Origin of the sequence: Streptomyces sp. 1331.2 (assembly GCF_900199205.1) — a bacterium.
Lineage (GTDB): Bacteria > Actinomycetota > Actinomycetes > Streptomycetales > Streptomycetaceae > Kitasatospora.
In genome coordinates, this window is sequence record NZ_OBMJ01000001.1 from 5749807 (window position 1) to 5773130 (window position 23324).

The window sequence follows — 23324 nt, forward strand, 5'->3', positions numbered from 1 at the left end:
GTATGTGCGCCTGCTGGTTCCAACCAACAGGCGCATTTGTTTTGTCCGGTGTTTCAGTCTCCGGATGGGGATCGCGGCTACTTGGGGATTCACGAGGTGTGGATCCCTGATGCCCCAGTTTTAGAGGAGACGGTTATGGCTACCGGCACCGTGAAGTGGTTCAACAGCGAAAAGGGCTTCGGCTTCATCGAGCAGGATGGTGGCGGCGCCGACGTGTTCGCCCACTACTCGAACATCCAGGCTCAGGGCTTCCGTGAGCTGTTCGAGGGTCAGAAGGTCGAGTTCGACGTCACCCAGGGCCAGAAGGGCCCGCAGGCCGAGAACATCCAGATCATCGGCTGACGTCAGCCTCCACGCTGACTCGCGATCATCGCGAGGCGGGGGCCCGCACCGCACGGTGCGGGCCCCCGCTCATGCCGCCGTACGGCCGGGGCGGCGAACTTCCTTCCGACGGCCGACCAGTCCGCGACGCGGGCTGCCGACCGACGCATGGAGATCCCGTGACCACCCCTGCCCGTACGCCGCGCGACCGCGGCCCCCGCAGCACCGACCAGACCCGCCGCGCCGCGGGCGGCGGCGGCCCGCGCAAGCCGCGCAACCGCGCCGGCACCCCCAAGCAGGCCCGCACCACCGTGCCCGAGGCCGCCGACTTCACCGTCGTCCAGGCCAGCCCCTCGCGGCCCCCGGCGGCCACCTTCGCCGAGCTGGATCTCCCCAAGGGGATCCTCTCCGCGCTCGGCCGCCAGGGCGTCACCGAGCCGTTCCCGATCCAGGGCGCCACGCTGCCCGACTCGATCGCCGGGCGCGACGTGCTCGGCCGCGGCCGTACCGGCTCGGGCAAGACCCTGGCCTTCGGCCTGCCGCTGCTCGCCCGCACCGCCGGACAGCGCGCCGTGGCCCGGTACCCCCTGGCGCTCGTCCTGGTGCCCACCCGCGAGCTGGCCCAGCAGGTCACCGAGGCGCTGACCCCGTACGCCACCGCCGTCAACCTGCGGATCACCACCGTCGTCGGCGGCATGTCGATCAACAAGCAGGCCAACGCCGTCCGCCGCGGCACCGAGGTCCTGGTCGCCACCCCGGGCCGGCTGGACGACCTGATCGGGCGCGGCGACGTCAACCTCTCCGATGTGGCGATCACCGTCCTGGACGAGGCCGACCAGATGGCCGACATGGGCTTCCTGCCGCAGGTCACCAAGCTGCTGGAGCAGGTCGCCGAGGGCGGGCAGCGGATGCTGTTCTCCGCCACCCTGGACCGCAACGTCGACCGGCTGGTCAAGCGCTTCCTGAACGACCCGGTGATTCACTCGGTCGACCCGTCGGCCGGCGCGGTCACCACCATGGACCACCACGTCCTCCAGCTCGAACCGGCCGACAAGGCCTCCGCCACCGCGCACATCGCCTCCCGCGACGGCCGCGTGATCATGTTCGTGCACACCAAGCACGGCGCCGACCGGCTCGCCAAGCAGCTGCTCGCCAACGGCGTGAAGGCCGCCGCCCTGCACGGCGGCAAGTCCCAGCCGCAGCGCAACCGGGTCCTCGACCAGTTCCGCGAGGGCCACGTCAGCGCGCTGATCGCCACCAACGTCGCCGCGCGCGGCATCCACATCGACGGCCTGGACCTCGTCGTCAACGTCGACCCGCCCGTCGACCACAAGGACTACCTGCACCGCGGCGGGCGCACCGCCCGGGCCGGCGAGTCCGGCACGGTCGTCACCCTCGTGCTGCCCGAGCAGCGCCGCGAGGTCAGCCGGCTGATGACGGTGGCCGGCATCCGCCCGACCACCACCAAGATCCGCCCCGGCGACGCCGACCTGGCCCGGATCACCGGCGCCCGCACGCCGAGCGGCGTCCCGGTCACCCTGGCCGTACCGGTGGCCCAGACGGCCGCCGCGGCGGGTACGGGCGCTTCGGCCGGCTCGGGCGGTTCGGCGGAGGACAAGCAGGGCGGGCGCGGGGGCGCCAAGGCCGGCGGCCCGCGCCGCCGCTCCGGCAAGCGCTCCGGGCTGCCCACCGACGTCGACATGAACGGCAACCCGCGCCGCCCCCGCCCCAAGCAGCGGATGGGCGGTGCCGCCCAGGGCGAGCGCCCGCAGGCGGCCGGCTTCATCGGCCGTTCCTCCGGCCGCGCCAAGCCCGGCAGCGGCTCCAAGTCCGGCGGCAACTACGGGACCGGCCGCCAGCGCCGCTCCTTCGACTGACGGATCCGTACCTGCGGGCAGGCGCCCCGGGCCCCCTCACCGAGAGGGGCCCGGGGCGCCTGCCGTCTCAGACCACGGCTGCCGTAGCAGCGGCAGCAGCCGGGGCCGGGGCCAGGCGGCGCAGCCGGTCCTCCGTCTCCGCGTCGCGCGGCGACATCACGATCAGCTGAAGCCCCTCGGCGGCCAGCAGCACGTGCTGGTCGATCCGCAGCACCCCCACCACCTCGTGGCGGATCAGCTTCTCCGCCCCCGAACGCTCCGCCACCTGGTGCTCGTCCAGCCAGCGGTCCGCCTCCGGGTACTCGCCGCGCACCTGCCGGATCATCCGGGCCAGCCGGCGCCCCACCGCCGTCGCCTCCCCGCCGCGCTCCGCGTAGGCCGAGCGCAACTGCGCCAGGAAGCGGCGGGCGTGCTCCTCCCAGTGCTCGACCCGGGCCCGGTGCACCGGGTTGCCGAACACCACCCACGCCAGGTTGCACTCCTGCGGCGGCCGGCCGGTCAGGCCGAACAGCGCGTCCGCGCCCGGATTCCAGGCGCGGATGTCCCAGTTGGCGTCCATCACGAACGACGGCGCCGGCCACTGCGCGTGCATCAGCCGCAGCAGCGGCGGCGGGACGTCCCCCGGCGCGGCCACCTCGCCGTCCTGCGGGTGGCTGCCCGCCAGCCGGAACAGGTACGCCGTCTCCGCGCGGTCCAGCCGCAGCGTCCGGGCCAGGCTCGCCAGCACCTCCGGGGACGGGTGGATGTCCCGCCCCTGCTCCAGCCACGTGTACCAGGTCACCCCCACCCCGGCGAGCAGCGCCAGCTCCTCCCGCCGCAGCCCCGGTGTACGCCGCCGCACCCCCGGGGCCAGCCCCACGTCCTGCGGCGTCAGCCGCGCCCGGCGGCTGCGCAGGAAACTCGACAGCGCCGTCCGGCGCTCCTGGGCGTCCTCAAGCTCGACCATCTCCCCCGTCCTCCCTGGTAGTCGAACTACCAGTATTCCCACGCACTGCCGCGGCCGGCCCGGCCGGGCGAGGCTTGACCACGTCAACGGACCGCACGTGCAGAGGAATTTCCGATGAGCAACCGTCAGCACCGTACTCTCCGCCGCACCCTGGTCGCGGCCGCATTCACCGCCCTGCTCGGCACGGCCGCGACCCTGCCCGCCGCGGCCGCCCCTGCCGACCGGCCTGCCCCGGCCGTCATCACCGGCCAAGCGCCCACCCTGGTGCCCGAGTCGGGCGTCTGGGACGCCACCCGCCACCGCTTCCTGCTCGGCTCGCTGCGGCACGGCACCGTCTCCGCCGTCGGCACCGACGGCAACGTCCGCACCCTGGTGGACGATCCCGGCACGCTGACCGAGATCGCCGGCCTGCGGATCGACCCGCTGCGCCACCGGGTCCTGGTCACCAACCTCGACAACGGCATCGGCGAGCGCAGCAGCGCGGCCACCCAGGGCAGGCTCGCCGGGATCGGCGCCTACGACCTGGACACCGGCCGCCGCCTCTTCTACACCGACCTCGCCGCCGTCGCCGCCGACGGCGGGAACCACCTCGCCAACGACATCGCGCTCGGCCCCGACGGCACCGCGTACGTCACCGACTCCTTCGCCCCGGTCGTCTACCGGGTCGCCCCCGACGGCACCGGCTCCGTCCTGCTGCGCGACCAGCGCCTGGCCGCCGACTCCGGCTCGTACGGCCTCAACGGGATCGTCCACCGGGACGGCCGGCTGGTCATCGGCAAGTGGGACGACGGCACGCTGTGGCAGGTGCCGCTCCGCAACCCGGCCGCCGTGCGGCGCGTCGAGGTGGCCGGCGGCGCCTCCCTGCTGCACCTGGACGGCCTGCTCGGCCGCCCGGACGGGTCCATCGCGGGCATCACCAACGCCCTCTTCGGGGCCGGCCGCGACGCCGCGGTCGAACTGCGCTCCGACGACCACTGGCGCACCGCCCGCATCGCCGCCGTCCACCCCTCCGCCGACGCCACCCCCACCGCCCCCGTCGCCGGCCCGGGCGGCAGCCTCTACCAGCTCTCCGGCGGCCTCGCCGGTGCCGCCTCGGGCCACCCGACGGACACCTTCACCCTGCGTCGGATCTGAGCGGCCGCCTCGCTTCGACGGCGCGCACGGTCCCGGCCGCGCGCGCCGCCGGCGCTGCCGCGCGCCGTCACTCGCTGATCGCCGCAGCGGCTGCGCGGTACCAGCAGCACCGGAAGGAGGAGCGTGCAGTCCGGGTCGACTTGCACGTCGAGCGGGCGCGGCACTGGCCAGCCGTCGAAGACGCCGAGCGCGCCCACCGGGCGGGGAAGGAGGCTCCGTGACTGCTGGTCCGGTTTGCTTCTGGAGAGTTCAGGCAGTCAGGGCCGGGACGGTCTGCACCGCCTGGCGGGCCTCGTCGTAGCGCTCCAGCAGGAGGGTGGCCAGCTCGGGGGCGGGGCCGAGCGTGTCGGCCAGGACGTCCGCCCCGGCTGCGGCGGCCGTGATGCGGTCCGGCAGGAGGCCCGGGGCGAGCAGGTAGGGGGAGACGGCGGTGCGCTCGGCTCCCGCGGTGCGCAGGGCCGCGAGGGCGTCGGGGACGCGGGGGCCGGTGGCGGAGGCGTAGGCGACCTCGACGGCGGCCCAGCCGCGGGTGCGGCGCCACTCGGCGGCCACCGCGCGGGTCGCGGCGTCGGCGGCCGGGTCGGAGGAACCGGCGGCGGCGAGCACGACACCCGTACGGGCGCGGACGGCGGGCGAGGTGACGTCCAGGCCGGCCTCGGCGAGCCGGCGGTCCAGGGCGGCGAGCAGCAGCGGGGACGGCCCCAGCACCTCCGCCACCGGCAGTCGGGAGCCGGCGGCGCGCAGGGCGGCGGGGATGTCGTGCTTGGCGTGGAACGCCCGGTTGAGCAGCAGCGGTACGGCCACCGCGTCCCCGGCGTCCGCCAGCCGTCCCGCCACCTGCGGGATCCGCGGGGCGCAGTGGTCCAGGTAGGCGGTGGCGACCTCGGTGCCGGGCCGCTGGGCCCGCACCTCCTCGACGAGGGCGGCCACGGTCGCGGCGTGGCGCGGGTCGCGGCTGCCGTGGGCGATGAGGAGGAGGGCGGGCATCAGCGGCGCCTCACTTGCCGGTGGCCAGCAGGCCGCGGTTGCGCAGCACCCGGCGCTCGACCGGGGTGAACACCAGCAGCTCGATGGCGATGCCGACGAACAGGATCAGGATGATGCCGAGCAGGACCCCGGACATGTCGGAGAACTCGCGCTGGTCCTCCAGGAAGCGGCCCAGGCCCCGGCCGAGGTCGGGGGAGGAGGCGACCAGTTCGGCGGCCATCAGCGAGCGCCAGGAGAACGCCCAGCCCTGCTTGAGGCCGGCGAGGTAGCCGGGCAGGGCGGCCGGGATCAGGACGTGCCGGGCGCCGTTCAGGCCGGTGGCGCCGATCGTGCGGCCGGCGCGCAGGAACAGCGGCGGCACCTGGTCGATGCCGGCCACCAGGCCGTTGGCGATCGACGGGACGGCGCCGAGCAGGATCACCGCGTACATCATCGAGTCGTTGATGCCGAGCCAGATCACCGCGGCCGGCACCCAGGCGACCGAGGGCAGCGACTGCAGGCCCTGCAGGACCGGCCCGATCGCTGCGCGCACCGGCTTGATCCGGGCGACGACCAGGCCGACGGGGGTGCCGATCACGACGGCGAGCAGGAAGCCGGACAGGCCGCGCCAGACGCTGGTCCAGATGATCGAGAACAGCGTGCCCTGGTACCAGAGGTCCTGGGCGGAGTGCCAGACGTCCGCGGGGCTGGGCAGCTTGTACGAGGAGGTGAGGTGCAGGCTGTAGGCGCCCTGCCAGAGCGCGAGCACCACGAGCACGCCGAGCAGCGGCGGCAGCGCCTTCTTCCGCAGCGCCTCGCCGAGGCTGCCGCGCTGGGCGGTGACGGCGTCGAGGGCGTCCAGGCCGGCGCCGACGTCGGCGGTGTCGCGGGCGGCGGTGTCGCCGGCGGGCTTGGTCAGCGTGCTGCCGGTGCCGGTGCTGGTCAGCGTGGTGTCAGTGCTGGACATGGCGACGGATCTCCCCACGCAGTTCTTCGGTGATCTCGATGGACAGGTCCGCCACGCCCGCGGACTCGATGCGGCGCGGCTGCGGCAGGTCGATCCGCCACTCGCGGGCGACCCGGCCGGGGCGGGAGGAGAGCAGGACGACGCGCTGGGCCAGGCGCACCGCCTCGCGCACGTTGTGGGTGACGAACAGGACGGACAGCTGCCGTTCGGCCCAGATCCGGGTGATCTCGTCGTGCAGGACGTCCCGGGTGATGGCGTCGAGCGCGGCGAACGGCTCGTCCATCAGCAGCACCTTGCTGCCCTGGGCGAGGGCGCGGGCCGTCGCGACGCGCTGGCGCATGCCGCCGGACAGCTCGTGCACCCGCTTGCCGTACGCGCCGTCCAGCCGGACGAGTTCGAGCAGCCGTTCGGCTTCGGCGCGGCGCTGCGGGCGGGGCAGACCGGCCAGCTTGAGGGCGAGTTCGATGTTCTTGCCGGCGGTGAGCCAGGGGAAGAGCGCGTGGTCCTGGAACATCAGCGCGGGGCGGCCGCCGGGGACCTCGATGCTGCCGGCGGTGGGCTTGTCGAGGCCGGCGACCAGGTTGAGCAGGGTGGACTTGCCGCAGCCCGAGGCGCCGAGCAGGGTGACGAACTCGCCGGGCGCGACGTCGAGGGTGATGTCGTCCAGGACGTGGGTCCGGGCGCCGGGGCGGCCGAAGGACTTGTGCACGTGCGAGATCCGGACGGCGGGGGCACCGTCGTGGGCGTCGACGCCGGTGGCGTGCGCCGAGGTGGTCAGTGCCGAGGACATCCGGGCACCTCCTGCGTGAGTGGTCTGGCAAGACTGGCGAGGGCTGCGAAGCGGAGCCGGGGCCCGGCCCCCACCCGTCCCGGTGGGCATCGATCGGGGATCGACCGGGAGGGCGGGGGCCGGACCGCGGAGTCAGGGACGAACGACCCGTCCGGGGGCGCTACTTGGCGCCGAGCCCGGCGTCCGGCACGGCGGCCTGGCCCTGGGCGGCGAGGACCTTGTTCAGCAGGGTGAGGTCGTAGATGCCGTTCAGGTTGGGCTTCTTGAGGAGCCCGGCGGTGACGGCGTGGTCGGCCTCGGCCTGCAGGGTGTTCGCCAGCGGGTCGTCCAGGAACTCGATGTCGGCCCAGGCCGGGTCGAGGACGGCCGGCTCCAGCGCGTTGCCGGCCTCCTTCTTGATCGCCTCGTTGGCGTCGGCCTTGGCCTTGTCGGAGTTGGCCTTGATGAAGGCGTTGGTCTTCACCGAGCCGCGCAGCACGGCCTCCACCACGTCCGGGTGCTCCTTGAGGAACTTCTGCGAGACGATGATGTTGGTGATGACGAACTTCTTGTCCGGCCAGACGTCCTTCTCGTTGAGCAGGACCTTCGCGCCGAGCGTGACCAGCTTGGAGGCGGTGGGCTCGGGCACCCAGGCGCCGTCGATGGAGCCGGACTTGTAGGCGTCGGGGGTGACCTTGTTGTCGGTGCGCACCACCGAGACGTCGCCCGCGCCGGAGGCCGCGTCGACCTTGAAGCCCTTGCCCGCGAGGTAGTTGAGCAGCGCCACGTCCTGGGTGTTGCCCAGCTGCGGGGTGGCGATCTTCTTGCCCTTGAGGTCGTCCAGGGAGGAGATCTTGTCCGGGTTGACGACCAGCTTGACGCCGCCGGAGGCCGAACCGCCGATGATCTTCAGTGACTGGCCCTCGGACTTGGTGAAGCCGTTGATCGCCGGGGAGGGGCCGATCCAGCCGATGTCGATCGAGCCGGCGTTGAGCGCCTCGATCTCCGCCGGGCCCGCGTTGAAGACCTGGGTCTTGACCTGGGTGGCGCCCAACTCCTTCTGGAAGATGCCCTCCTGGAGGCCGACCAGCGGGGTGCCGTGGGTCAGGTTGGCGAAGTAGCCGACCTTCACGGTGTCCGCGGACAGCTTCGCACCGGAATCGGCCGCGCCGGCCGAGGCGTTGGCCTTGGTGTCGGAGGACTTGTCCGCCTTGGAGCCGTAGCTGCAGGCCGACAGCAGGGCGACGGCGGTCAGGCCGGCGGCGGCCACCGCAGCGGTGCGTCTGATCCGGCCGGCGTTGGGGCGGACACGGGTATGCGAGGGAGCCGGGTTCGGTGCCATGGTGGGAATCCTGTTCGCGGACGGACCGTCAGGAAGCGGTCTCGGGTGGACGGTTCTGGAAGTGGTGCGCGCGGCAGCGGAGTGCCGGGGCAAGCCGGGCGGCTGTGGGGGAAGACAGCCCGGTGACAGGGCGTTCTCAGCCCTGTCGGCCCGCACATCGGGTCAGGCCGCCCTGGCCGCTGCCGAGGACGCCGCTGCCGATGCGGCCGCCTTCCTTGTCCATGCCCGAGAACGCCTCGCTGGGCATCAGACCCAGTCCTCCTCTTCGGATGCGTCGGGTGCATCGGTGGTGCGTACGGTCTCGAAGGCCTCGCCCGCCATGCCGGCGGTGAGGGTGGTGCCGTCGGCCGGGTCGATCAGCAGGAACGAACCGGTGCGGCGGTTGGCGGAGTAGCCGTCGAGGGCCAGCGGCTCGGCGGTGCGCAGCTTCACGTGGCCGATGTCGTTGACGTTCAACCCCTCGGGGGCGGGGCGCCGTTCCAGCGTGTCGATGTCGATCCGGTAGGAGATCTCCTTGACGAGGGCGCGCACCGTACGGGTGGTGTGCTTGAGCAGCACCTTGTCCCCGGCGCGCAGCGGCCGCTCGTTGAGGTGGCTGACGGTGGCCTCGATGTCCTTGGTGGGCGCGGGAGTTGCGCCCGCGGCGAGCAGGTCGCCGCGGGAGATGTCGAGGTCGTCGGCGAGCCGGACGGTGACCGACTGCGGCGCCCAGGCGAGGTCGGTCTCCCGGCCGAGCGCGTCGATGCCGGCGACGGTGCTGGTGAGCCCGGAGGGCAGGACGGTGACCGGGTCGCCGACACGCAGCACGCCGGAGGCCAACTGGCCCGCGTAGCCGCGGTAGTCGGGGTGCTCCTCGGTCTGCGGGCGGATCACGTACTGGACCGGGAAGCGGGCCGGCTCGGCGCTCGGGTCACTGCCGACCGGCACCGTCTCCAGGTGCTCCAGCAGGGTCGGGCCGCCGTACCAGTCCATGTGCGCGGAGGGCTCGACCACGTTGTCCCCGGCGAGCGCCGAGATCGGCACGGCGAGGACGTCCTTGACGCCGAGCGAGGCGGCGTAGGCGGTGAACTCGGCGGCGATGGCGGCGAAGACGGGCTCCGCGTAGCCGACCAGGTCCATCTTGTTGACGGCCAGCACCACGTGCGGCACCCGCAGCAGCGCGGCGACGGCGGCGTGCCGGCGGGTCTGCTCGACCACGCCGTTGCGGGCGTCGACCAGCACGACGGCCAGCTCGGCGGTGGAGGCGCCGGTCACCATGTTGCGGGTGTACTGCACGTGCCCGGGGGTGTCGGCGAGGATGAACCGCCGCCGGGGGGTGGCGAAGTAGCGGTAGGCGACGTCGATGGTGATGCCCTGCTCGCGCTCGGCGCGCAGGCCGTCGGTGAGCAGCGCGAGGTCGGGCGCCTCCTGGCCGCGCTTGCGGGAGGCGTGCTCGACGGCCTCCAACTGGTCGGCGAGCACCGACTTGGAGTCGTGCAGCAGCCGGCCGACCAGGGTGGACTTGCCGTCGTCCACGGAGCCGGCGGTGGCGAAGCGCAGCAGGGAGGTGGCGGTGGTCTCGATGGTCGTGCTCATTAGAAGTACCCCTCGCGCTTGCGGTCTTCCATCGCGGCCTCGGACAGCTTGTCGTCGGCACGGGTGGCGCCGCGCTCGGTGAGGCGGCTGGCGGCGATCTCGGCGATCACGGCCTGGATGGTGGTGGCGTCGGAGTCGACGGCGCCGGTGCAGGACATGTCGCCGACGGTGCGGTAGCGGATGAGGCGCCGCTCGACGGGCTCGGTGTCCTTGGGGCCGCCCCACTCGCCGGCGGTCAGCCACATGCCGCTGCGGGAGAAGACCTCGCGCTCGTGGGCGTAGTAGATCTCCGGGAGTTCGATGCCCTCGCGCTCGATGTACTGCCAGACGTCCAGCTCGGTCCAGTTGGACAGCGGGAAGACGCGCACGTGCTCGCCGACCGCGTGCCGGCCGTTGTAGAGCGACCACAGCTCGGGGCGCTGGCGGCGCGGGTCCCAGGCGCCGAACTCGTCGCGCAGCGAGAAGACGCGCTCCTTGGCGCGGGCCTTCTCCTCGTCGCGGCGGCCGCCGCCGAACACGGCGTCGAAGCGGCCCTTCTCGATGGCGTCCAGCAGCGGCACGGTCTGCAGCGGGTTGCGGGTGCCGTCCGGGCGCTCGCGCAGCCGGCCGTCGTCGATGAAGTCCTGGACGTGGGCGACGTGCAGGCGCAGGTTGTGCTCGGCGGCGACGCGGTCGCGGTAGGCGATGACCTCGGGGAAGTTGTGCCCGGTGTCGACGTGCAGGAGGGAGAAGGGGATGGCGGCGGGCGCGAAGGCCTTGAGCGCCAGGTGCAGCATGACGATGGAGTCCTTGCCGCCGGAGAAGAGGATCACCGGACGCTCGAACTCCCCCGCGACCTCGCGGAAGATGTGCACCGACTCGGCCTCCAGCGCGTCCAGGTGGGACAGCGCGAAGGGGTTGTCGTCGGCCTGCAGCAGGCTCTGGGTCGCGGTCGTCACGCGAGGCCCCTCTCGGTCAGGAAGGCGTGCAGCTCGGCGGCGGAGTCGGCCACCTCGCGGCCCTGCGTCTGGACCCGCAGCTCCGGGTTCTCCGGCGCCTCGTACGGGTCGTCCACGCCGGTCAGGCCGGAGATCTCGCCGGCGGCCTGCTTGGCGTACAGGCCCTTGACGTCGCGTTCGGCGCACAGCTCGACCGGGGTCGCGACGTGGATCTCCAGGAACTCGGTGCCGGCCGCGGCGTGCCGCTCGCGCACGGCGGTGCGGGAGTCGGCGAACGGGGCGATCACCGGGGCGAGCACCTTGACGCCGTTGGCGGCGAGCTTCTCGGCGACGAACCCGATCCGGGTGACGTTGGTGTGCCGGTCCTCGCGGGAGAAGCCGAGGCCCTTGGAGAGGAACTCGCGGATCTCGTCGCCGTCCAGGACCTCGACCCGGTGGCCCTCGGCGCGCAGCCGCTCGGCCAGCGCGAAGGCCAGCGTGGTCTTGCCCGCGCTCGGCAGCCCGGTCAGCCACACGGTGGCGCCGCGCTCGCAGGGGGCGGCCGCGGGGGCCGCCTCTGCGGCTCCGTCGGCGACCAGGGTGTGAGCTGTCACGGTGTTCTTCCTTACGCTTGGCGGTTGTTGACGGTGCGTCAGAGGTGGATGCCGCACTCGGTCTTGCCGGAGCCGGACCAGCGTCCGGCCCGCGCGTCCTCGCCCTCGGCGGGCTTGCGGGTGCAGGACAGCGGCGAGCAGCCGATCGAGGTGTAGCCCTCCCACAGCAGCGGGTTGAGCAGCACGCCGTTGGCGGCGACGTAGGCGTCCACGTCCTCCTGCGTCCACCGGGCGATCGGGGCGATCTTGACCTTGCGGCGCTTCGGGTCCCAGGACACCACCGGGGTGTTCGCCCGGGTCGGCGACTCGTCGCGGCGCAGCCCGGTGGCCCAGGCGTCGTAGCCGCCGAGGCCGCGGTTCAGCGGCTCGACCTTGCGCAGCGAGCAGCACAGGTCCGGGTCGCGGTCGTGCAGCTGCGGCCCGTACTCGGCGTCCTGCTCGGCGACGGTCTTCAGCGGGGTGAGCGTGATGACGTTGACCGGCATGGTCGCGGCCACCGCGTCGCGGGTGCCGATGGTCTCCGGGAAGTGGTAGCCGGTGTCCAGGAACACCACGTCCACGCCGGGGAACACCGAGGAGGCGAGGTGGGCGACCACCGCGTCCTCCATCGAGGAGGTGACGCAGAACCGCTTGCCGAAGGTCTCGGCCGCCCAGGCCAGGATCTCCTGCGCGGTCGCCTCCTCCAGCTCGCGGCCGGCCCGGACGGCGGCCGCCTCATGGTCAGTCGCGGTGCTGCTCAAGGCTCGTACCCCCGTGGTTGGTCGGTGACAGCAGGCCGAGGAACTTCAGCTGGAAGGCGCGGCGGCACCCGTGGCACTCCCAGGCGCCGTGTCCGGCCTCGGAGGGGCGCAGGTCCTCGTCCCCGCAGTACGGGCAGAAGAACGGGGCAGCGCGCTCGCTCACGACAGCTGCTCCTCGGTCGCCCGGGCCGTCCACTGGGCGAAGCGCTCGCCCTCGGTGCGGTCGGCCTGGTAGCGGGTCAGCAGGCGCTCCACGTAGTCGGGCAGGCCGGCGCTGGTGACCTTGAGGCCGCGGACCTTGCGGCCGAACCCGGCCTCCAGGCCGAGCGCGCCGCCGAGGTGCACCTGGTAGCCCTCGACCTGCTCGCCGTTCTCGTCGGTGACCAGCTGGCCCTTGAGGCCGATGTCGGCGACCTGGATGCGGGCGCACGCGTTCGGGCAGCCGTTGATGTTGATGGTCAGCGGCTCGGCGAACTCCGGCAGGCGCTGCTCCAGTTCGTCGATGAGCGTGCGGCCGCGCTCCTTGGTCTCGACGATGGCGAGCTTGCAGTACTCGATGCCGGTGCAGGCCATGGTGCCGCGACGGAACGGCGACGGGGTGACCCGCAGGTCCAGCTCCTCCAGGCCGGCCACCACCGAGTCGACGTGCTCCTCGGCGATGTCGAGGATCAGCATCTTCTGCTCGGCGGTGGTGCGCACCCGGTCGCTGCCGTGGGCGGCGGCGAGGTCGGCGATGCGGCCGAGCAGCTTGCCGTCGACCCGGCCGACGCGCGGGGCGAAGCCGATGTAGAACCGGCCGTCCTTCTGCTTGTGGACGCCGACGTGGTCGCGCCAGCGGGCGGTGGGCTCGGCGGGGGCGGGACCGTCGATCAGCTCGTACTTGAGGTACTCGTCCTGCAGGACCTGACGGAACTTCTCCACGCCCCAGTCGGCGACCAGGAACTTCAGTCGGGCGCGGTTGCGCAGGCGGCGGTAGCCGTAGTCGCGGAAGATGCCGATGACGCCGCCGTAGACGTCGGCGACCTCCTCCAGCGGCACCCAGGCGCCCAGCCGCACGCCCAGCTTGGGGTTGGTGGACAAGCCGCCGCCGACCCACAGGTCGAAGCCGGGCCCGTGCTCGGGGTGGACCACGCCGACGAAGGCGATGTCGTTGATCTCGTGCGCGACGTCCAGCTGCGGGGAGCCGGAGACCGCGGACTTGAACTTGCGCGGCAGGTTGGAGAAGTCCTTGTTGCCGATGAAGCGGCGCTGGATCTCCTCGATGGCGGGGGTGCCGTCGATGATCTCGTCCTCGGCGATGCCGGCCACCGGGGAGCCGAGGATGACGCGGGGGGTGTCGCCGCAGGCCTCGGTGGTGGACAGGCCGACGGCCTCCAGCTTCTGCCAGATCGCGGGGACGTCCTCGATCCGGATCCAGTGGTACTGGATGTTCTGCCGGTCGGTCAGGTCGGCGGTGCCGCGCGCGTACTGCTCGGAGACCTCGGCGATCGCCCGCAGCTGGGCGATGGTCAGTCGGCCGCCGTCGATGCGGACCCGGAGCATGAAGTACTCGGCGTCCAGCTCGTGCGGCTCCAGGATCGCGGTCTTGCCGCCGTCGATGCCCTCCTTGCGCTGGGTGTAGAGGCCCCACCAGCGCATCCGGCCGCGCAGGTCGGCGGGGTCGATCGAGTCGAAGCCGCGGTGCGCATAGATCGTCTCAATACGTGTCCGCACATTGAGACCGTCGTCGTCCTTCTTGAACTGCTCGTTGGCGTTCAGAGGCGTGAAGTGGCCCATGCCCCACTGGCCCTCGCCGCGGTGACGGGTCACCTTGCGGGCCGCGGCGGGGCGGCTCGCGGCGGCGCGGTCGGCCGTGGGTTCGGCGGTCTCGGGGGAGGTGGCCATGGTGAAGTCCTTCGGGGCAGGTGGCGCTGGTGCCGGGTGGGTCGCGGTGCGTGCTCAGCCGTGCGGTGCTGCTCTGACCTGCGGGTTTTCTCAGGACCGGGAGGGCAGTGACCGAGGCCGGGCGGGCGCCTGCGCATCCGCTTCGACCGGGATGGCGGGAAGGGAGGGCGCCGGGTGCGGTGGTGCGGCGGGGTGGGGCTCAGGTCACCGGACAGATGGCGCTGGACACGCGAAGGAGATCGACGTGGAGTCGACCTACCAGGGTGGTTCCGGCGCTAGGCATGGCAAGAGATTCGCACGGGGCGGGACTCGCGGTCCACTAACGTCCGAATGCTGGACGCTGAAGTTTCGTCATGTGGGACGGCCGGAGGTTCCCGCCGCTCGCCGACGGGGTGTCCGGTCACGCGTCGGCGCCCGCGGAGATCAGTTGCACACACCCGGGGGATCGGCCGGCGGGTGCGGGGGAGGCCGACCGGCCGCGTCCGGGGGAGAGCGAGCGCCCGTGCCCGGGGGAGATCAACCGGCGGGCCCCGGCCCGATACCGTTAGCCCTGTGCAAGCAGCAGGCGATACGAGCAGACCGACCCCCGAGCGGCCCTCCCGGCGCCGGGGCAAGGGCTCCCGGCGCGCGGCCAAACGGGCCACCTGGACCCGCACGGCGTGGGAGCTGATCAAGGACACCACCAACACCTGCGTCGAGTACCGGGTCACCGGGCTCGCCGCCGAGGCGGCCTTCTTCACCCTGCTGTCGATCCCGCCGCTGCTGCTCGGGCTGGCCGGCACCCTCGGCTACCTGGACGAGTTCGTCGGCCAGGGCACCATCGCCGGGCTCAAGAAGAGCATCCTCTCGGCCTCCGGGACGGTGCTGTCGGACTCCTCCGTCAAGGAGGTCGTGGTCCCGCTGCTGGACGGGGTGTTCGACCGCACCCGGCCCGACCTCGTCTCGATCGGCTTCCTGCTGTCCCTGTGGTCCGGCTCCAGGGCCCTCTACATCTTCATCGACACCATCACCGTCATGTACGGGCTCGACGGCAAGCGGGGCATCGTCAAGACCCGGCTGATGTCGCTCGGCCTCTACTTCGGCGCCCTGGTGATCGGCTCGCTGGTGCTGCCGCTGCTGATGCTCGGACCGGGGCTGCTGGAGAACGCGGTGCCGGGGGTGTCCGGGCTGGTCGGCGCCCTCTACTGGCCGGTCGCGATCGTGCTGCTGACCGTCTCGCTGACCACCCTCTACCACCTGGCCGTCCCGGTCTCGACCCCGTGGCGCGAGGACATCCCCGGCGCCCTGGTCGCCCTGGTGGTGCTGGTCTTCTGCAGCGTCGGCCTGCGGGTCTACCTGGTCAGCTCGGTCGAGGGCCCCTCGGTGTACGGCTCGCTGGCGGCGCCGGTGGCCGTCCTGCTGTGGATCTTCGTGGTGGCGCTCGCGGTGCTCATCGGCGCCGCCATGAACGCCGCGATAGACCGCCGCTGGCCCACCCTGGAGACCGCCGACGCCCGCGCCGAGAACGAGCGGGCGCACGAGGAGGCGGCCGCCGCCGTGGTCCGCGAGGTCGCCGCGCGGCGGGCCATCGAGCGGGCCCGGCGTGCCCGTGCACTCGGGCTCGCCGAGGGCGTCGAGGAGGAGTGGGGCGAGGAGGAGGGCGAGGACGTCGACGTGCCCTCCGAGTATCCGGAGCGCTGGGCCGACGTGCTGGCCGCCGAGAACGTGCGCGGCCGTCTCACCGCGCGGGGCGGGCCGCACCACCGGCCCACTCCGCCGCCGCCGGACAGCGACCGGCCGACCGGGCCGCCGCCGGGGCCGCCGGGCGGGCCGCCGTCGGGGCCCGCGGGCGGGCCGCCGTCGGGGCCCTCAGGGCCGTCGGGGCCGTCGCCCGTGCCGCCGGGGCTCTCCGGGCCTCCCGGGCAGGAGGCGCCGGGATACCCGCCGCGGCCGCCCCGGCCGCCGTGGGAGCAGCGGTAGGCAGCGGTAGGGCGAGCGGCGGGGACGGGCGGGACGACACCGGACAGGGCCTCTTCCGCGGGCGCGGGAGAGGCCCTGTCCGGTGGTCGGGTGATCAGGTGGCCGAGGGGTTCGGGGGAGCCGACGGGTAGCCGTACTGCGGCGCGGCGGGGGTGCGGCCGTATGAGGGGCGCAGCTCGGTGGGGGCCGACGGGTCCGCTGCCGACGGAGCGGCGGGCTGCTCGTCGGCGGGCTGCTCGTGGAGGGGCTGTGCGCCGGCGGGGGCCGGGGCCGTGGGGGCCGTCGGGCTCGCGGGGGTCGGGCTCGCGGGCGTCGGGTCGGCCGTCGCGCTCGTCGTCGCTGCCGTCGCCGAGGGGCGGGCCCGGGCCGGAAGCGGCTCGGGGGAGGGTAGGGCCGGCTCCAGGGCAGTGCGCCCGGAGGAGTCGCTCAGCTTGATCAGCAGCGCGACCATCAGCCAGTTCGCCAGCAGCGACGAACCGCCGGCCGCCAGGAACGGCAGCGCCTTGCCGGTCAGCGGGACCAGCCCGCTCACCCCGCCCACGACCACGAAGACCTGCAGCGCCAGGGCCGATGCCAGCCCGGTGGCGAGCAGCTTGCCGAACGGGTCGGTCAGGCCGATCGCGGTGCGCAGGCCGCGCTGGATCAGCAGCACGTAGACCAGCAGTACGGCCGTCACTCCGGCCAGGCCCAGCTCCTCGCCGATCGTGGTGAAGATGAAGTCGCTGCGCCCGGCGAAGCCGATCAGCCAGGGCCGGCCCGAGCCCAGGCCGGTCCCGGTCATGCCCCCGGTGCCGAGGCTGAACAGCGCCTCGGCGGGCTGCTCGGAGATCGCCTTGTCGTGCACCGGCTTGTAGTAGTCGAGCGGGTGCAGCCAGGCCTCGACGCGCCCGTGCACGTGCGGCTCCACGGTGCCGACCACGGCCGCGCCGCCGACCGCCATCAGCAGGCCGAGCACCACCCAGCTGGTGCGCTCGGTCGCCACGTACAGCATCACGATGAAGACGCCGAAGAAGATCAGCGAGGTGCCCAGGTCGCGCTCGAAGATCAGCACCAGCAGGCTGACCACCCAGATCGCCAGGACCGGCCCGGCGTGCCGGCCGCGCGGCAGGGTCATCCCCCAGACCTTCCGGCCGGCCAGCGCGAGCGCGTCCCGGGAGGCCATCAGGTAGCCCGCGAAGAAGATCGTGATCGCGACCTTCACGAACTCGTCCGGCTCGAAGGAGAGCCCGCCCAGCTTGATCCAGCGCTTGGCGCCGAAGCTGTCGCCCGGGGAGGCCACCGGCGCGGCCAGCAGGATCAGCGCGCCCGCCATCAGCAGGTAGACGTAGCGCTGGAAGAAGCGGTGGTGCTTGACGAAGACGATCAGCGCGATCGCCGCCGTCACCGAGATGAACACCCACATCAGCTGGGAGGGCGCGGCCGGGAGCTTCTGGTAGTCGCCCTTGGCGGCGTGCGCGGCCTTGTAGCTGATGTCCAGCCGGTCCAGCAGCATCAGTCCGAAGCCGGTCAGGAACACGCCCAGCGGCAGGATCAGCGGGTCCGCGTACGGCGCGAACCGGCGCACCGCCAGGTGCGCGGCCCCGGCCAGGGCGCCCAGGGCCAGGCCGTGCACCAGCAGCCCGGGCGGCATCTTGCCGGTCAGCGCCAGGTCGGCGTCGATGTGTCCGGCCAGACAGACGGCCACCGCGAGCGCCAGCAGGCCCAGCTCGATGTTGCGGTGGCGCGTGGCCAGCCGGCGGCCCTCGCCGCGTGCAGTGCTTCGCACCTCTTGTCGTCCCCTTGTCACCCACGTGGCGGGTATCGCCGTCGGGCATCCTGCCAGACGTTCGTGGCCTCACCGCGGTTGCGAACGCGGGGGCTCCGAGACCGGAACTTTGCCTGGGCAAAGCTTTGTTGGGGCTGGGTAAAGCTTTGTTCAGGTCCGGGTATAGAGGCGGGCCCCGGCTGCGGCGGGCCGGCGACGCGGCGACATCATGGCTCGGCGAGAGAGCCGGGCGACGGCCGGCGACGGACGGCGGAAGTCGGCGGGAGTCGGCGAGGACGAGCGAGGTGCGGGCGAGGTGAGCGGACGGATGAACGGCGCGGTGGACGGCGCGGTCTCCGCGCTCGCGTACAGCGGGCCGCCGCCGTGGCGCTGGTCCGACCTGGCCACCTCCTGGACGGCCGAACCGCTGGTGCTCACCCTCTCCGTCCTGCTCGCCGCCTGGTACCTCACCTCGGTGCGCACCGTCCACCGCTGCGGCGGCGAACGGTGGCAGCCCACCCGCACCACCGCCTTCCTCGGCGGGCTGCTGCTGTGGATCTGGTGCACCTGCTCCGGCCTCGGCGTGTACGAGCGGATCCTCTTCACCGACCGCGCCGTACAGGTCGTGCTGCTGCTCATGGTCGTCCCGCTGCTGCTCGCGCTCGGCGCGCCCGTCTCGCTGCTGGCCGCCGCCGCGCCGCCCGCCCGGCGGGAGCGGATCCTGCGGGCGCTGCGCAGCCGCCCGTCCAAGGTGCTGATGTTCCCGGCCGTCTCGACCGCGCTGCTGATGGCGCCGCCGTGGCTGCTCTACTTCACGCCCTGGTACGAGGAGTCGGTGTCCAGCGCGTTCGGGAACGTGCTGCTGCACCTGGTGCTGGTGCTGCTCGGCCTCGCCTACTTCTGGCCGCGGCTGCAGCTCGACCCGGTCGGGCACGAGTACCCGCACCTCGTCGGGCTTTTCATCACCTTCGCCGAAGTGATCTTCGACGCGGGGCTCGGGATCGTGCTGATCTACGGTGGTCACCTGGTCGCCGAGCACTACTACGTGGCGCTCGGACGGCCGTGGGGCCCGAGCCCGGCGCAGGACCAGACCTGGGGCGGCAACGCCTTCTGGGTGCTGGGGGACCTGGTCGGACTGCCGTTCCTGGCCGCGCTGGTGCGGCGGATGGTGGTGCAGGGGCGGGAGGAGACCAAGGCCGTGGACGCCGAGCTGGACGCCCGCTTCGAGGCGGCGGCCGCGGAGGCGCGGGCCGAGGGGCGTGCCGAGGAGGAGGAGACGGGGATGCGGCCGTGGTGGCTGGACGACCCGAACCTCAAGCACCGCTACGGGGGGTAGGCGGGCCGCAGGACGGCCGTGGACCGGCTGTGGGGTGGGTTTCCGCAGGTCAAAAATGGGTTGGCGGCGCCGAGTTGCTCCGCTAGCGTGTGACACGTCCGGTTCGGGGGCCATTGGGCCGCCCGAGGAGTAGAGAGCAGGAGGTGAACCCCGTGGTCGTTGTCGCCCCGATAGCTGCCCAGGGCAGCACTCGCGTTCACCTCCTTTTCCCGGCCGCCGGCTGAGCCCTTCGCGCCAGCCGTAGCCCGCCGGGACGCACTCCTCCCGAAGGGCCACTGCGTTGTCCAACGCTGCCTCCGTTCCGTTCTTCTCCTCTTCCCTTTCTTCTGATGACTCCGCTGCCGGCTCCACGCTGGCCGGGTACGGCTGGACGGCCGAGCTCGCGGAGCTGTTCGCCCCGTACGGCGAGGCCGGGCTGCTCCCGGCCCGGATCGTCCGGGTCGACCGCGGCCAGTGCGACGCCGTGATCGCCGACCCGGAGACGGGCGAGCCGCGCACCGTGCGGTTCGACACCCGGCCGGTGGGCGACGCCGACATGATCAACTGCCCGTGCACGGGCGACTGGGCGGCCGTGGACCTCCACGCCCAGCCGATGGCCGCCGTCACCGCGTTGCTGCCGCGCTCCACCGCGATCATCCGCAAGGTGGCCGGCAAGCGCTCCGACGGCCAGGTGTTGGCCGCCAACGTCGACACCGTGCTGATCGCCGCCTCCCTGGCGGCCGACCCCGACCTCGGTCGGATCGAGCGCTTCCTCGCCCTGGCCTGGGAGTCCGGCGCCGAGCCCCTGGTCGTCCTCACCAAGGCCGACCTGGTGGACGACGCCGACTTCATCCGGGCCGACGTCGAGGCCGTCGCCCCCGGCGTCACGGTGCTCACCGTGAGCGCCGAGACCGGTGAGGGCATCGACGTACTGCGCGCCTGCACCCCCGGCACCACCGCGGTGATCGGCCAGTCCGGCGTCGGCAAGTCCACGCTCACCAACGCGCTGGCCGGCGCCGAGGTGATGACCGTCCAGGAGGCCCGTGCGGTCGACCAGAAGGGCCGCCACACCACGACCACCCGCGAGCTGATCCCGCTGCCCGGCGGGGGCGTGCTGATCGACACCCCCGGTCTGCGTGAGGTCGGCCTCTACGGTGGCGAGGGGGTGGACCTCGCCTTCGCCGACATAGCCGAGCTGGCCGAGGAGTGCCGCTTCCACGACTGCGGCCACCACACCGAGCCCGGCTGCGCGGTGCAGGCGGCGCTGGCCGACGGCACCCTGCCGCAGCGGCGCATGGACAGCTACCTCAAGCTCCAGCGCGAGAACGACTGGATCGCCTCGCGCACGGACGCCCGGGTGGCCAAGGCCCGGCTGCAGAAGTGGAAGGCGATCACCAAGTCGATGCGTGCCGCGGGAGGTCCGGTGAAGCGCTGACCACCCCATCGGCGGGGGCCGGCCGCCACCGAGCGGCCGCCGGCCGGCCCCCGCCGGGTACACCGGGCACACGGGGTACGCGGGGCACACGGGGTACGCGGGGCTCAGCGGAGGTCGGCCACCAGACGGAAGCGCTGCAGGACCAGCGGAGTGGAGTCGTCCACGGTGAAATCCGGATCATCGAGGGCGGCGAGCAACTCCGGGCTGCGCCAGAACCGTTCGTGCGTCGCACGCCACTCGGCCACGCTGTCGTCCCCCTCGCCCTCGTCCAGGGCGTGCTGCAGGTCGACCTCGGCGAGCGGGACCACCCGGACGTCCGTGGTCTCGATCACCGCGACCCGGCGGCCGTCCGAGTCGAGGACGGCGGCCCGCTCGCCGGCCCGGGGCAGGGGCTCGCCCTCGTGCTCGTAGTCGGCGACCAGTCCGGTGGTGCTGGTCTTGGCCCCGCTGAGGATGGCCGCGACCAGCTGATCGCGCAGCGGACCGGGGAAGGCGAACTCCGCCGGGGGCAGGGCGACGACCTGCGGGTCGTCCGGGCCGGTGTAGGAGTGGTCGGCGGGCCGCTCGCCGGGTTGCTCGGTCATGGGGCGAGCGTAGCCGCGGGCAGGTCGGTCGGCCGGGGAATTTCCCGCCGGGCGGCGGGTGCCGGTGCCGGTACAACGGCGATGTCCGATTCCCGCCAGTCCCCCCGCACCCGATCCCGCAGACTGGACAGCGTGATCGACGACGACATCCGGTACCGAGCCGTGGACAGCCGCGACGCCCGCTTCGACGGCGTCTTCTTCACGGCCGTCACCTCCACCGGCATCTACTGCCGGCCGAGCTGCCCGGCCGTAACCCCCAAGCGCGTCAACTGCGTCTTCTACCCGAGCGCTGCGGCCGCCCAGGGCGCGGGCTTCCGCGCCTGCCGCCGCTGCCGCCCCGACTCCGTGCCGGGCTCGCCCGAGTGGAACCACCGCGCCGACCTGGTCGGCCGCGCGATGCGCCTGATCGGCGACGGCGTGGTGGACCGGGAGGGCGTCGCGGGCCTGGCCGGCCGCCTCGGCTACAGCGCCCGCCAGCTGCAGCGCCAGCTCACCGCCGAGCTCGGCGCCGGCCCGATCGCGCTGGCCCGCGCCCGCCGCGCCCAGACCGCCCGGCTGCTCCTGCAGACCACCGAGCTGTCCGTCACCGACGTCGCGTTCGCGGCCGGCTTCGCCTCGGTCCGCCAGTTCAACGACACCGTGCGCGAGGTGTACGACCGCACGCCGAGCGGCCTGCGGGCCGAGGTGGCCGCCGGCCGACGCACCGCGACCCCGGCCGGCGGCCTCACCCTGCGCCTCGCCTACCGCGGCCCGCTGGACAGCGACCACCTGATCGACTTCCTCGCACTGCGTGCCGTCCCCGGTGTGGAGGAGGTCGTTCCCGGCGCCCGCCCGGGCGTCCGCACCTACCGGCGCACCCTCGCGCTCCCGTACGGCCACGGCATCGCCGAGGTCGACGGCCTGGCGCCGGCCGAGCCGCGCACCCGCGGCTGGCTGGACTGCCGCCTCTTCCTCGCCGACCTGCGCGACCTGCCGACCGCCGTCCAGCGCCTGCGCATCCTCTTCGACCTGGACGCCGACCCGCTCGCCGTCGACGAACAGCTCGGCGCCGACCCGGTGCTCGGCCCGCTGGTCCGTGAGCGCCCGGGCCTGCGCTCGCCCGGCCACGTGGACCCGCACGAACTCGCGGTCCGCGCCGTCCTCGGCCAGCAGGTCACCGTCGGGGCCGCCCGTACCCTGGCGGGTCGGCTGGCCGAGAAGTACGGCGCCGCGCTGCCCGAGCCCAGCGGCGGCCTGCGGCTGCTCTTCCCGACCGCGGCGGCGCTCGTCACCGCCGACCCGGAGGACTTCGCGATGCCCGCCGCCCGCCGCCGGGCGCTCACCGGCCTGTGCGCGGCGCTGGCGGAGGGCACGGTCCGCCTCGACAGCGGGGCCGACCGGGAGGAGGCCGCGGCCCGGCTGCTGGAACTGCCCGGCATCGGCCCCTGGACGGTCGGCTACCTGCGGATGCGGGCCCTCGCCGACCCGGACGTCTTCCTGCCGAGCGACGTCGGCGTCAAGCACGGCCTGGTCCGGCTCGGCGCCCCCGGCGACCCGAAGTCCGCCGCCCGCGCGGCCGAGGCCTGGGCGCCGTGGCGCTCCTACGCCGTCCACCGGCTGTGGGCCGGGCCCGTGATCATCAGTACCGGAACGGAGAACGCACGAGCATGAGCACCACCGCCAACACCGAGACCGTCAGCGCCACGACGGCCGACGCCACGGCCGCCGACACCACCACCGTCTACACGACCATGGAGAGCCCCTTCGGCTGGCTGCTGCTCAGCGGCGTCCTGCCGGAGGGCGGCGGGCCGGCCGCGCTGGCCACCGTCACCGCGCCCGGCCAGAAGTACGCGCTGGCCGAGCCCGCCGACGACTGGGTCCTCGACCCGGAGTCGCTCGCCGAGCCGGTCGCCCAGCTGACCGCCTACTTCGCCGGTGAGCGCACCGAGTTCGACCTTCCGCTGGCGCCGGTGGGCACCGAGTTCCGCCGTCGGATCTGGGCCGCACTGGACGAGATCCCGTACGGCACGACCGTCACCTACAGCGAACTCGCCGAGCTGGCCGGGCAGGAGCCGCGCATGGTCCGGGCGGTCGGCGGCGCGGTGGGCGCCAACCCGCTGCTGATCGTGCGCCCCTGTCACCGGGTGCTCGGCGCCAACGGTTCGCTCACCGGCTTCGCGGCGGGCGTGGACCGCAAGCGCTGGCTGCTGGAGCTGGAGAACCGGACGACCCTGTTCTGATCCGCCTGCTCTCCGG

22 protein-coding genes are annotated in these 23324 nt (G+C 73.4%); 8 read left to right on the plus strand and 14 right to left on the minus strand.

Annotated elements, in window-relative coordinates; translation table 11 throughout:
* Positions 1 to 135 precede the first annotated feature (135 nt).
* Together CRP52_RS24850 and CRP52_RS24855 are read left to right on the plus strand one after the other, a co-directional pair.
* Positions 136 to 342 carry a cold-shock protein gene (locus CRP52_RS24850; RefSeq protein WP_030060364.1) on the plus strand — a complete coding sequence of 69 codons (207 nt, stop codon included), beginning with the start codon at positions 136 to 138 and terminating at the stop codon, positions 340 to 342.
* A 71-nt stretch (positions 343 to 413) separates the two neighbouring features.
* A complete protein-coding gene (locus tag CRP52_RS24855) occupies positions 414 to 2198 on the plus strand; it encodes a DEAD/DEAH box helicase (protein ID WP_373560520.1) in 1785 nt (594 codons plus the stop codon).
* Positions 2199 to 2265: 67 nt separating this feature from the next.
* Here CRP52_RS24855 and CRP52_RS24860 read toward each other — a convergent pair whose 3' ends face one another.
* A complete protein-coding gene (locus CRP52_RS24860) occupies positions 2266 to 3144 on the minus strand; it encodes a helix-turn-helix transcriptional regulator (protein ID WP_097238418.1) in 879 nt (292 codons plus the stop codon).
* A gap of 114 nt (positions 3145 to 3258) precedes the next feature.
* Here CRP52_RS24860 and CRP52_RS24865 point away from each other — a divergent pair, with 114 nt between their 5' ends.
* A complete protein-coding gene (locus CRP52_RS24865; RefSeq protein ID WP_097238419.1) occupies positions 3259 to 4278 on the plus strand; it encodes a hypothetical protein in 1020 nt (339 codons plus the stop codon).
* Positions 4279 to 4527: 249 nt separating this feature from the next.
* On the opposite strand, the gene CRP52_RS24870 is transcribed toward CRP52_RS24865, so the two are convergent.
* The 11 genes from CRP52_RS24870 to CRP52_RS40875 all read right to left on the minus strand — a co-directional run bounded on the left by CRP52_RS24870 (position 4528) and on the right by CRP52_RS40875 (position 14335).
* Positions 4528 to 5265 (minus strand): sirohydrochlorin chelatase, encoded by a 738-nt coding sequence (locus tag CRP52_RS24870; protein WP_097238420.1) that lies wholly within the window; start codon positions 5263 to 5265, stop codon positions 4528 to 4530.
* Between the two features lie 10 nt (positions 5266 to 5275).
* Positions 5276 to 6211 (minus strand): ABC transporter permease, encoded by a 936-nt coding sequence (locus CRP52_RS24875; protein ID WP_097238421.1) that lies wholly within the window; start codon positions 6209 to 6211, stop codon positions 5276 to 5278.
* Positions 6198 to 7001 (minus strand): ABC transporter ATP-binding protein, encoded by an 804-nt coding sequence (locus tag CRP52_RS24880; protein WP_097238422.1) that lies wholly within the window; start codon positions 6999 to 7001, stop codon positions 6198 to 6200. Before CRP52_RS24880 ends, CRP52_RS24875 begins: the two co-directional genes overlap by 14 nt.
* A 160-nt stretch (positions 7002 to 7161) precedes the next feature.
* A complete protein-coding gene (locus CRP52_RS24885; RefSeq protein WP_097238423.1) occupies positions 7162 to 8322 on the minus strand; it encodes an aliphatic sulfonate ABC transporter substrate-binding protein in 1161 nt (386 codons plus the stop codon).
* A gap of 246 nt (positions 8323 to 8568) precedes the next feature.
* Entirely contained in the window at positions 8569 to 9897 is a 1329-nt protein-coding gene (locus CRP52_RS24890; RefSeq protein ID WP_097238424.1) for a sulfate adenylyltransferase subunit 1, read from the minus strand.
* Entirely contained in the window at positions 9897 to 10835 is a 939-nt protein-coding gene (gene cysD, locus CRP52_RS24895; RefSeq protein ID WP_097238425.1) for a sulfate adenylyltransferase subunit CysD, read from the minus strand. Before cysD ends, CRP52_RS24890 begins: the two co-directional genes overlap by 1 nt.
* Positions 10832 to 11413 carry an adenylyl-sulfate kinase gene (gene cysC, locus CRP52_RS24900; protein WP_097240320.1) on the minus strand — a complete coding sequence of 194 codons (582 nt, stop codon included), beginning with the start codon at positions 11411 to 11413 and terminating at the stop codon, positions 10832 to 10834. Before cysC ends, cysD begins: the two co-directional genes overlap by 4 nt.
* Before the next feature lie 53 nt (positions 11414 to 11466).
* The gene (locus CRP52_RS24905) at positions 11467 to 12168 is read right to left on the minus strand and encodes a phosphoadenylyl-sulfate reductase (RefSeq protein ID WP_097238426.1); all 702 of its coding nucleotides are present in this window, start codon (positions 12166 to 12168) and stop codon (positions 11467 to 11469) included.
* Positions 12149 to 12331 (minus strand): hypothetical protein, encoded by a 183-nt coding sequence (locus CRP52_RS24910; protein WP_097238427.1) that lies wholly within the window; start codon positions 12329 to 12331, stop codon positions 12149 to 12151. Before CRP52_RS24910 ends, CRP52_RS24905 begins: the two co-directional genes overlap by 20 nt.
* On the minus strand, positions 12328 to 14052 hold the full coding sequence (locus CRP52_RS24915) for a nitrite/sulfite reductase (protein ID WP_097238428.1): 1725 nt from the start codon (positions 14050 to 14052) through the stop codon (positions 12328 to 12330). Before CRP52_RS24915 ends, CRP52_RS24910 begins: the two co-directional genes overlap by 4 nt.
* Positions 14053 to 14251: 199 nt before the next feature.
* Positions 14252 to 14335, minus strand: coding sequence for a putative leader peptide (locus CRP52_RS40875; RefSeq protein WP_310593185.1), 84 nt, complete (start codon positions 14333 to 14335; stop codon positions 14252 to 14254).
* Positions 14336 to 14604: 269 nt separating this feature from the next.
* Here CRP52_RS40875 and CRP52_RS24920 point away from each other — a divergent pair, with 269 nt between their 5' ends.
* Positions 14605 to 16011 (plus strand): YihY/virulence factor BrkB family protein, encoded by a 1407-nt coding sequence (locus tag CRP52_RS24920; protein ID WP_257032838.1) that lies wholly within the window; start codon positions 14605 to 14607, stop codon positions 16009 to 16011.
* 94 nt (positions 16012 to 16105) lie between these two features.
* Here CRP52_RS24920 and CRP52_RS24925 read toward each other — a convergent pair whose 3' ends face one another.
* Positions 16106 to 17776, minus strand: coding sequence for an FtsW/RodA/SpoVE family cell cycle protein (locus CRP52_RS24925; RefSeq protein ID WP_306458886.1), 1671 nt, complete (start codon positions 17774 to 17776; stop codon positions 16106 to 16108).
* 295 nt (positions 17777 to 18071) lie between these two features.
* Between CRP52_RS24925 and CRP52_RS24930 the strand changes: the two genes are divergently transcribed.
* The gene (locus CRP52_RS24930) at positions 18072 to 19091 is read left to right on the plus strand and encodes a cytochrome c oxidase assembly protein (protein WP_179852912.1); all 1020 of its coding nucleotides are present in this window, start codon (positions 18072 to 18074) and stop codon (positions 19089 to 19091) included.
* A gap of 280 nt (positions 19092 to 19371) precedes the next feature.
* Positions 19372 to 20505, plus strand: a complete 1134-nt coding sequence (gene rsgA, locus CRP52_RS24935; RefSeq protein WP_097238430.1) for a ribosome small subunit-dependent GTPase A — start codon at positions 19372 to 19374, stop codon at positions 20503 to 20505.
* 104 nt (positions 20506 to 20609) lie between these two features.
* Here the strand turns inward: rsgA and CRP52_RS24940 are convergent, their stop codons facing one another.
* On the minus strand, positions 20610 to 21089 hold the full coding sequence (locus CRP52_RS24940; RefSeq protein ID WP_097238431.1) for an ASCH domain-containing protein: 480 nt from the start codon (positions 21087 to 21089) through the stop codon (positions 20610 to 20612).
* Between the two features lie 81 nt (positions 21090 to 21170).
* On the opposite strand from CRP52_RS24940, the gene CRP52_RS24945 reads away from it, so the two are divergent.
* Together CRP52_RS24945 and CRP52_RS24950 are read left to right on the plus strand one after the other, a co-directional pair.
* Positions 21171 to 22739 (plus strand): DNA-3-methyladenine glycosylase 2 family protein, encoded by a 1569-nt coding sequence (locus CRP52_RS24945; protein WP_097238432.1) that lies wholly within the window; start codon positions 21171 to 21173, stop codon positions 22737 to 22739.
* Complete coding sequence (locus CRP52_RS24950; protein WP_097238433.1) at positions 22736 to 23308, plus strand: methylated-DNA--[protein]-cysteine S-methyltransferase; 573 nt, start codon at positions 22736 to 22738, stop codon at positions 23306 to 23308. Before CRP52_RS24945 ends, CRP52_RS24950 begins: the two co-directional genes overlap by 4 nt.
* Positions 23309 to 23324 lie beyond the last annotated feature (16 nt).

What these genes read in the sequence shown, in the direction of transcription:
- CRP52_RS24850 (WP_030060364.1), top strand. Translation starts at nt 136, where the DNA reads ATGGCTACCGGCACCGTGAAGTGGTTCAACAGCGAAAAGGGCTTCGGC.
- CRP52_RS24855 (WP_373560520.1), top strand. Translation starts at nt 414, where the DNA reads ATGCCGCCGTACGGCCGGGGCGGCGAACTTCCTTCCGACGGCCGACCA.
- CRP52_RS24860 (WP_097238418.1), bottom strand. Translation starts at nt 3,144, where the DNA reads ATGGTCGAGCTTGAGGACGCCCAGGAGCGCCGGACGGCGCTGTCGAGT.
- CRP52_RS24865 (WP_097238419.1), top strand. Translation starts at nt 3,259, where the DNA reads ATGAGCAACCGTCAGCACCGTACTCTCCGCCGCACCCTGGTCGCGGCC.
- CRP52_RS24870 (WP_097238420.1), bottom strand. Translation starts at nt 5,265, where the DNA reads ATGCCCGCCCTCCTCCTCATCGCCCACGGCAGCCGCGACCCGCGCCAC.
- CRP52_RS24875 (WP_097238421.1), bottom strand. Translation starts at nt 6,211, where the DNA reads ATGTCCAGCACTGACACCACGCTGACCAGCACCGGCACCGGCAGCACG.
- CRP52_RS24880 (WP_097238422.1), bottom strand. Translation starts at nt 7,001, where the DNA reads ATGTCCTCGGCACTGACCACCTCGGCGCACGCCACCGGCGTCGACGCC.
- CRP52_RS24885 (WP_097238423.1), bottom strand. Translation starts at nt 8,322, where the DNA reads ATGGCACCGAACCCGGCTCCCTCGCATACCCGTGTCCGCCCCAACGCC.
- CRP52_RS24890 (WP_097238424.1), bottom strand. Translation starts at nt 9,897, where the DNA reads ATGAGCACGACCATCGAGACCACCGCCACCTCCCTGCTGCGCTTCGCC.
- CRP52_RS24915 (WP_097238428.1), bottom strand. Translation starts at nt 14,052, where the DNA reads ATGGCCACCTCCCCCGAGACCGCCGAACCCACGGCCGACCGCGCCGCC.
- CRP52_RS40875 (WP_310593185.1), bottom strand. Translation starts at nt 14,335, where the DNA reads ATGCCTAGCGCCGGAACCACCCTGGTAGGTCGACTCCACGTCGATCTC.
- CRP52_RS24940 (WP_097238431.1), bottom strand. Translation starts at nt 21,089, where the DNA reads ATGACCGAGCAACCCGGCGAGCGGCCCGCCGACCACTCCTACACCGGC.
- CRP52_RS24945 (WP_097238432.1), top strand. Translation starts at nt 21,171, where the DNA reads ATGTCCGATTCCCGCCAGTCCCCCCGCACCCGATCCCGCAGACTGGAC.
- CRP52_RS24950 (WP_097238433.1), top strand. Translation starts at nt 22,736, where the DNA reads ATGAGCACCACCGCCAACACCGAGACCGTCAGCGCCACGACGGCCGAC.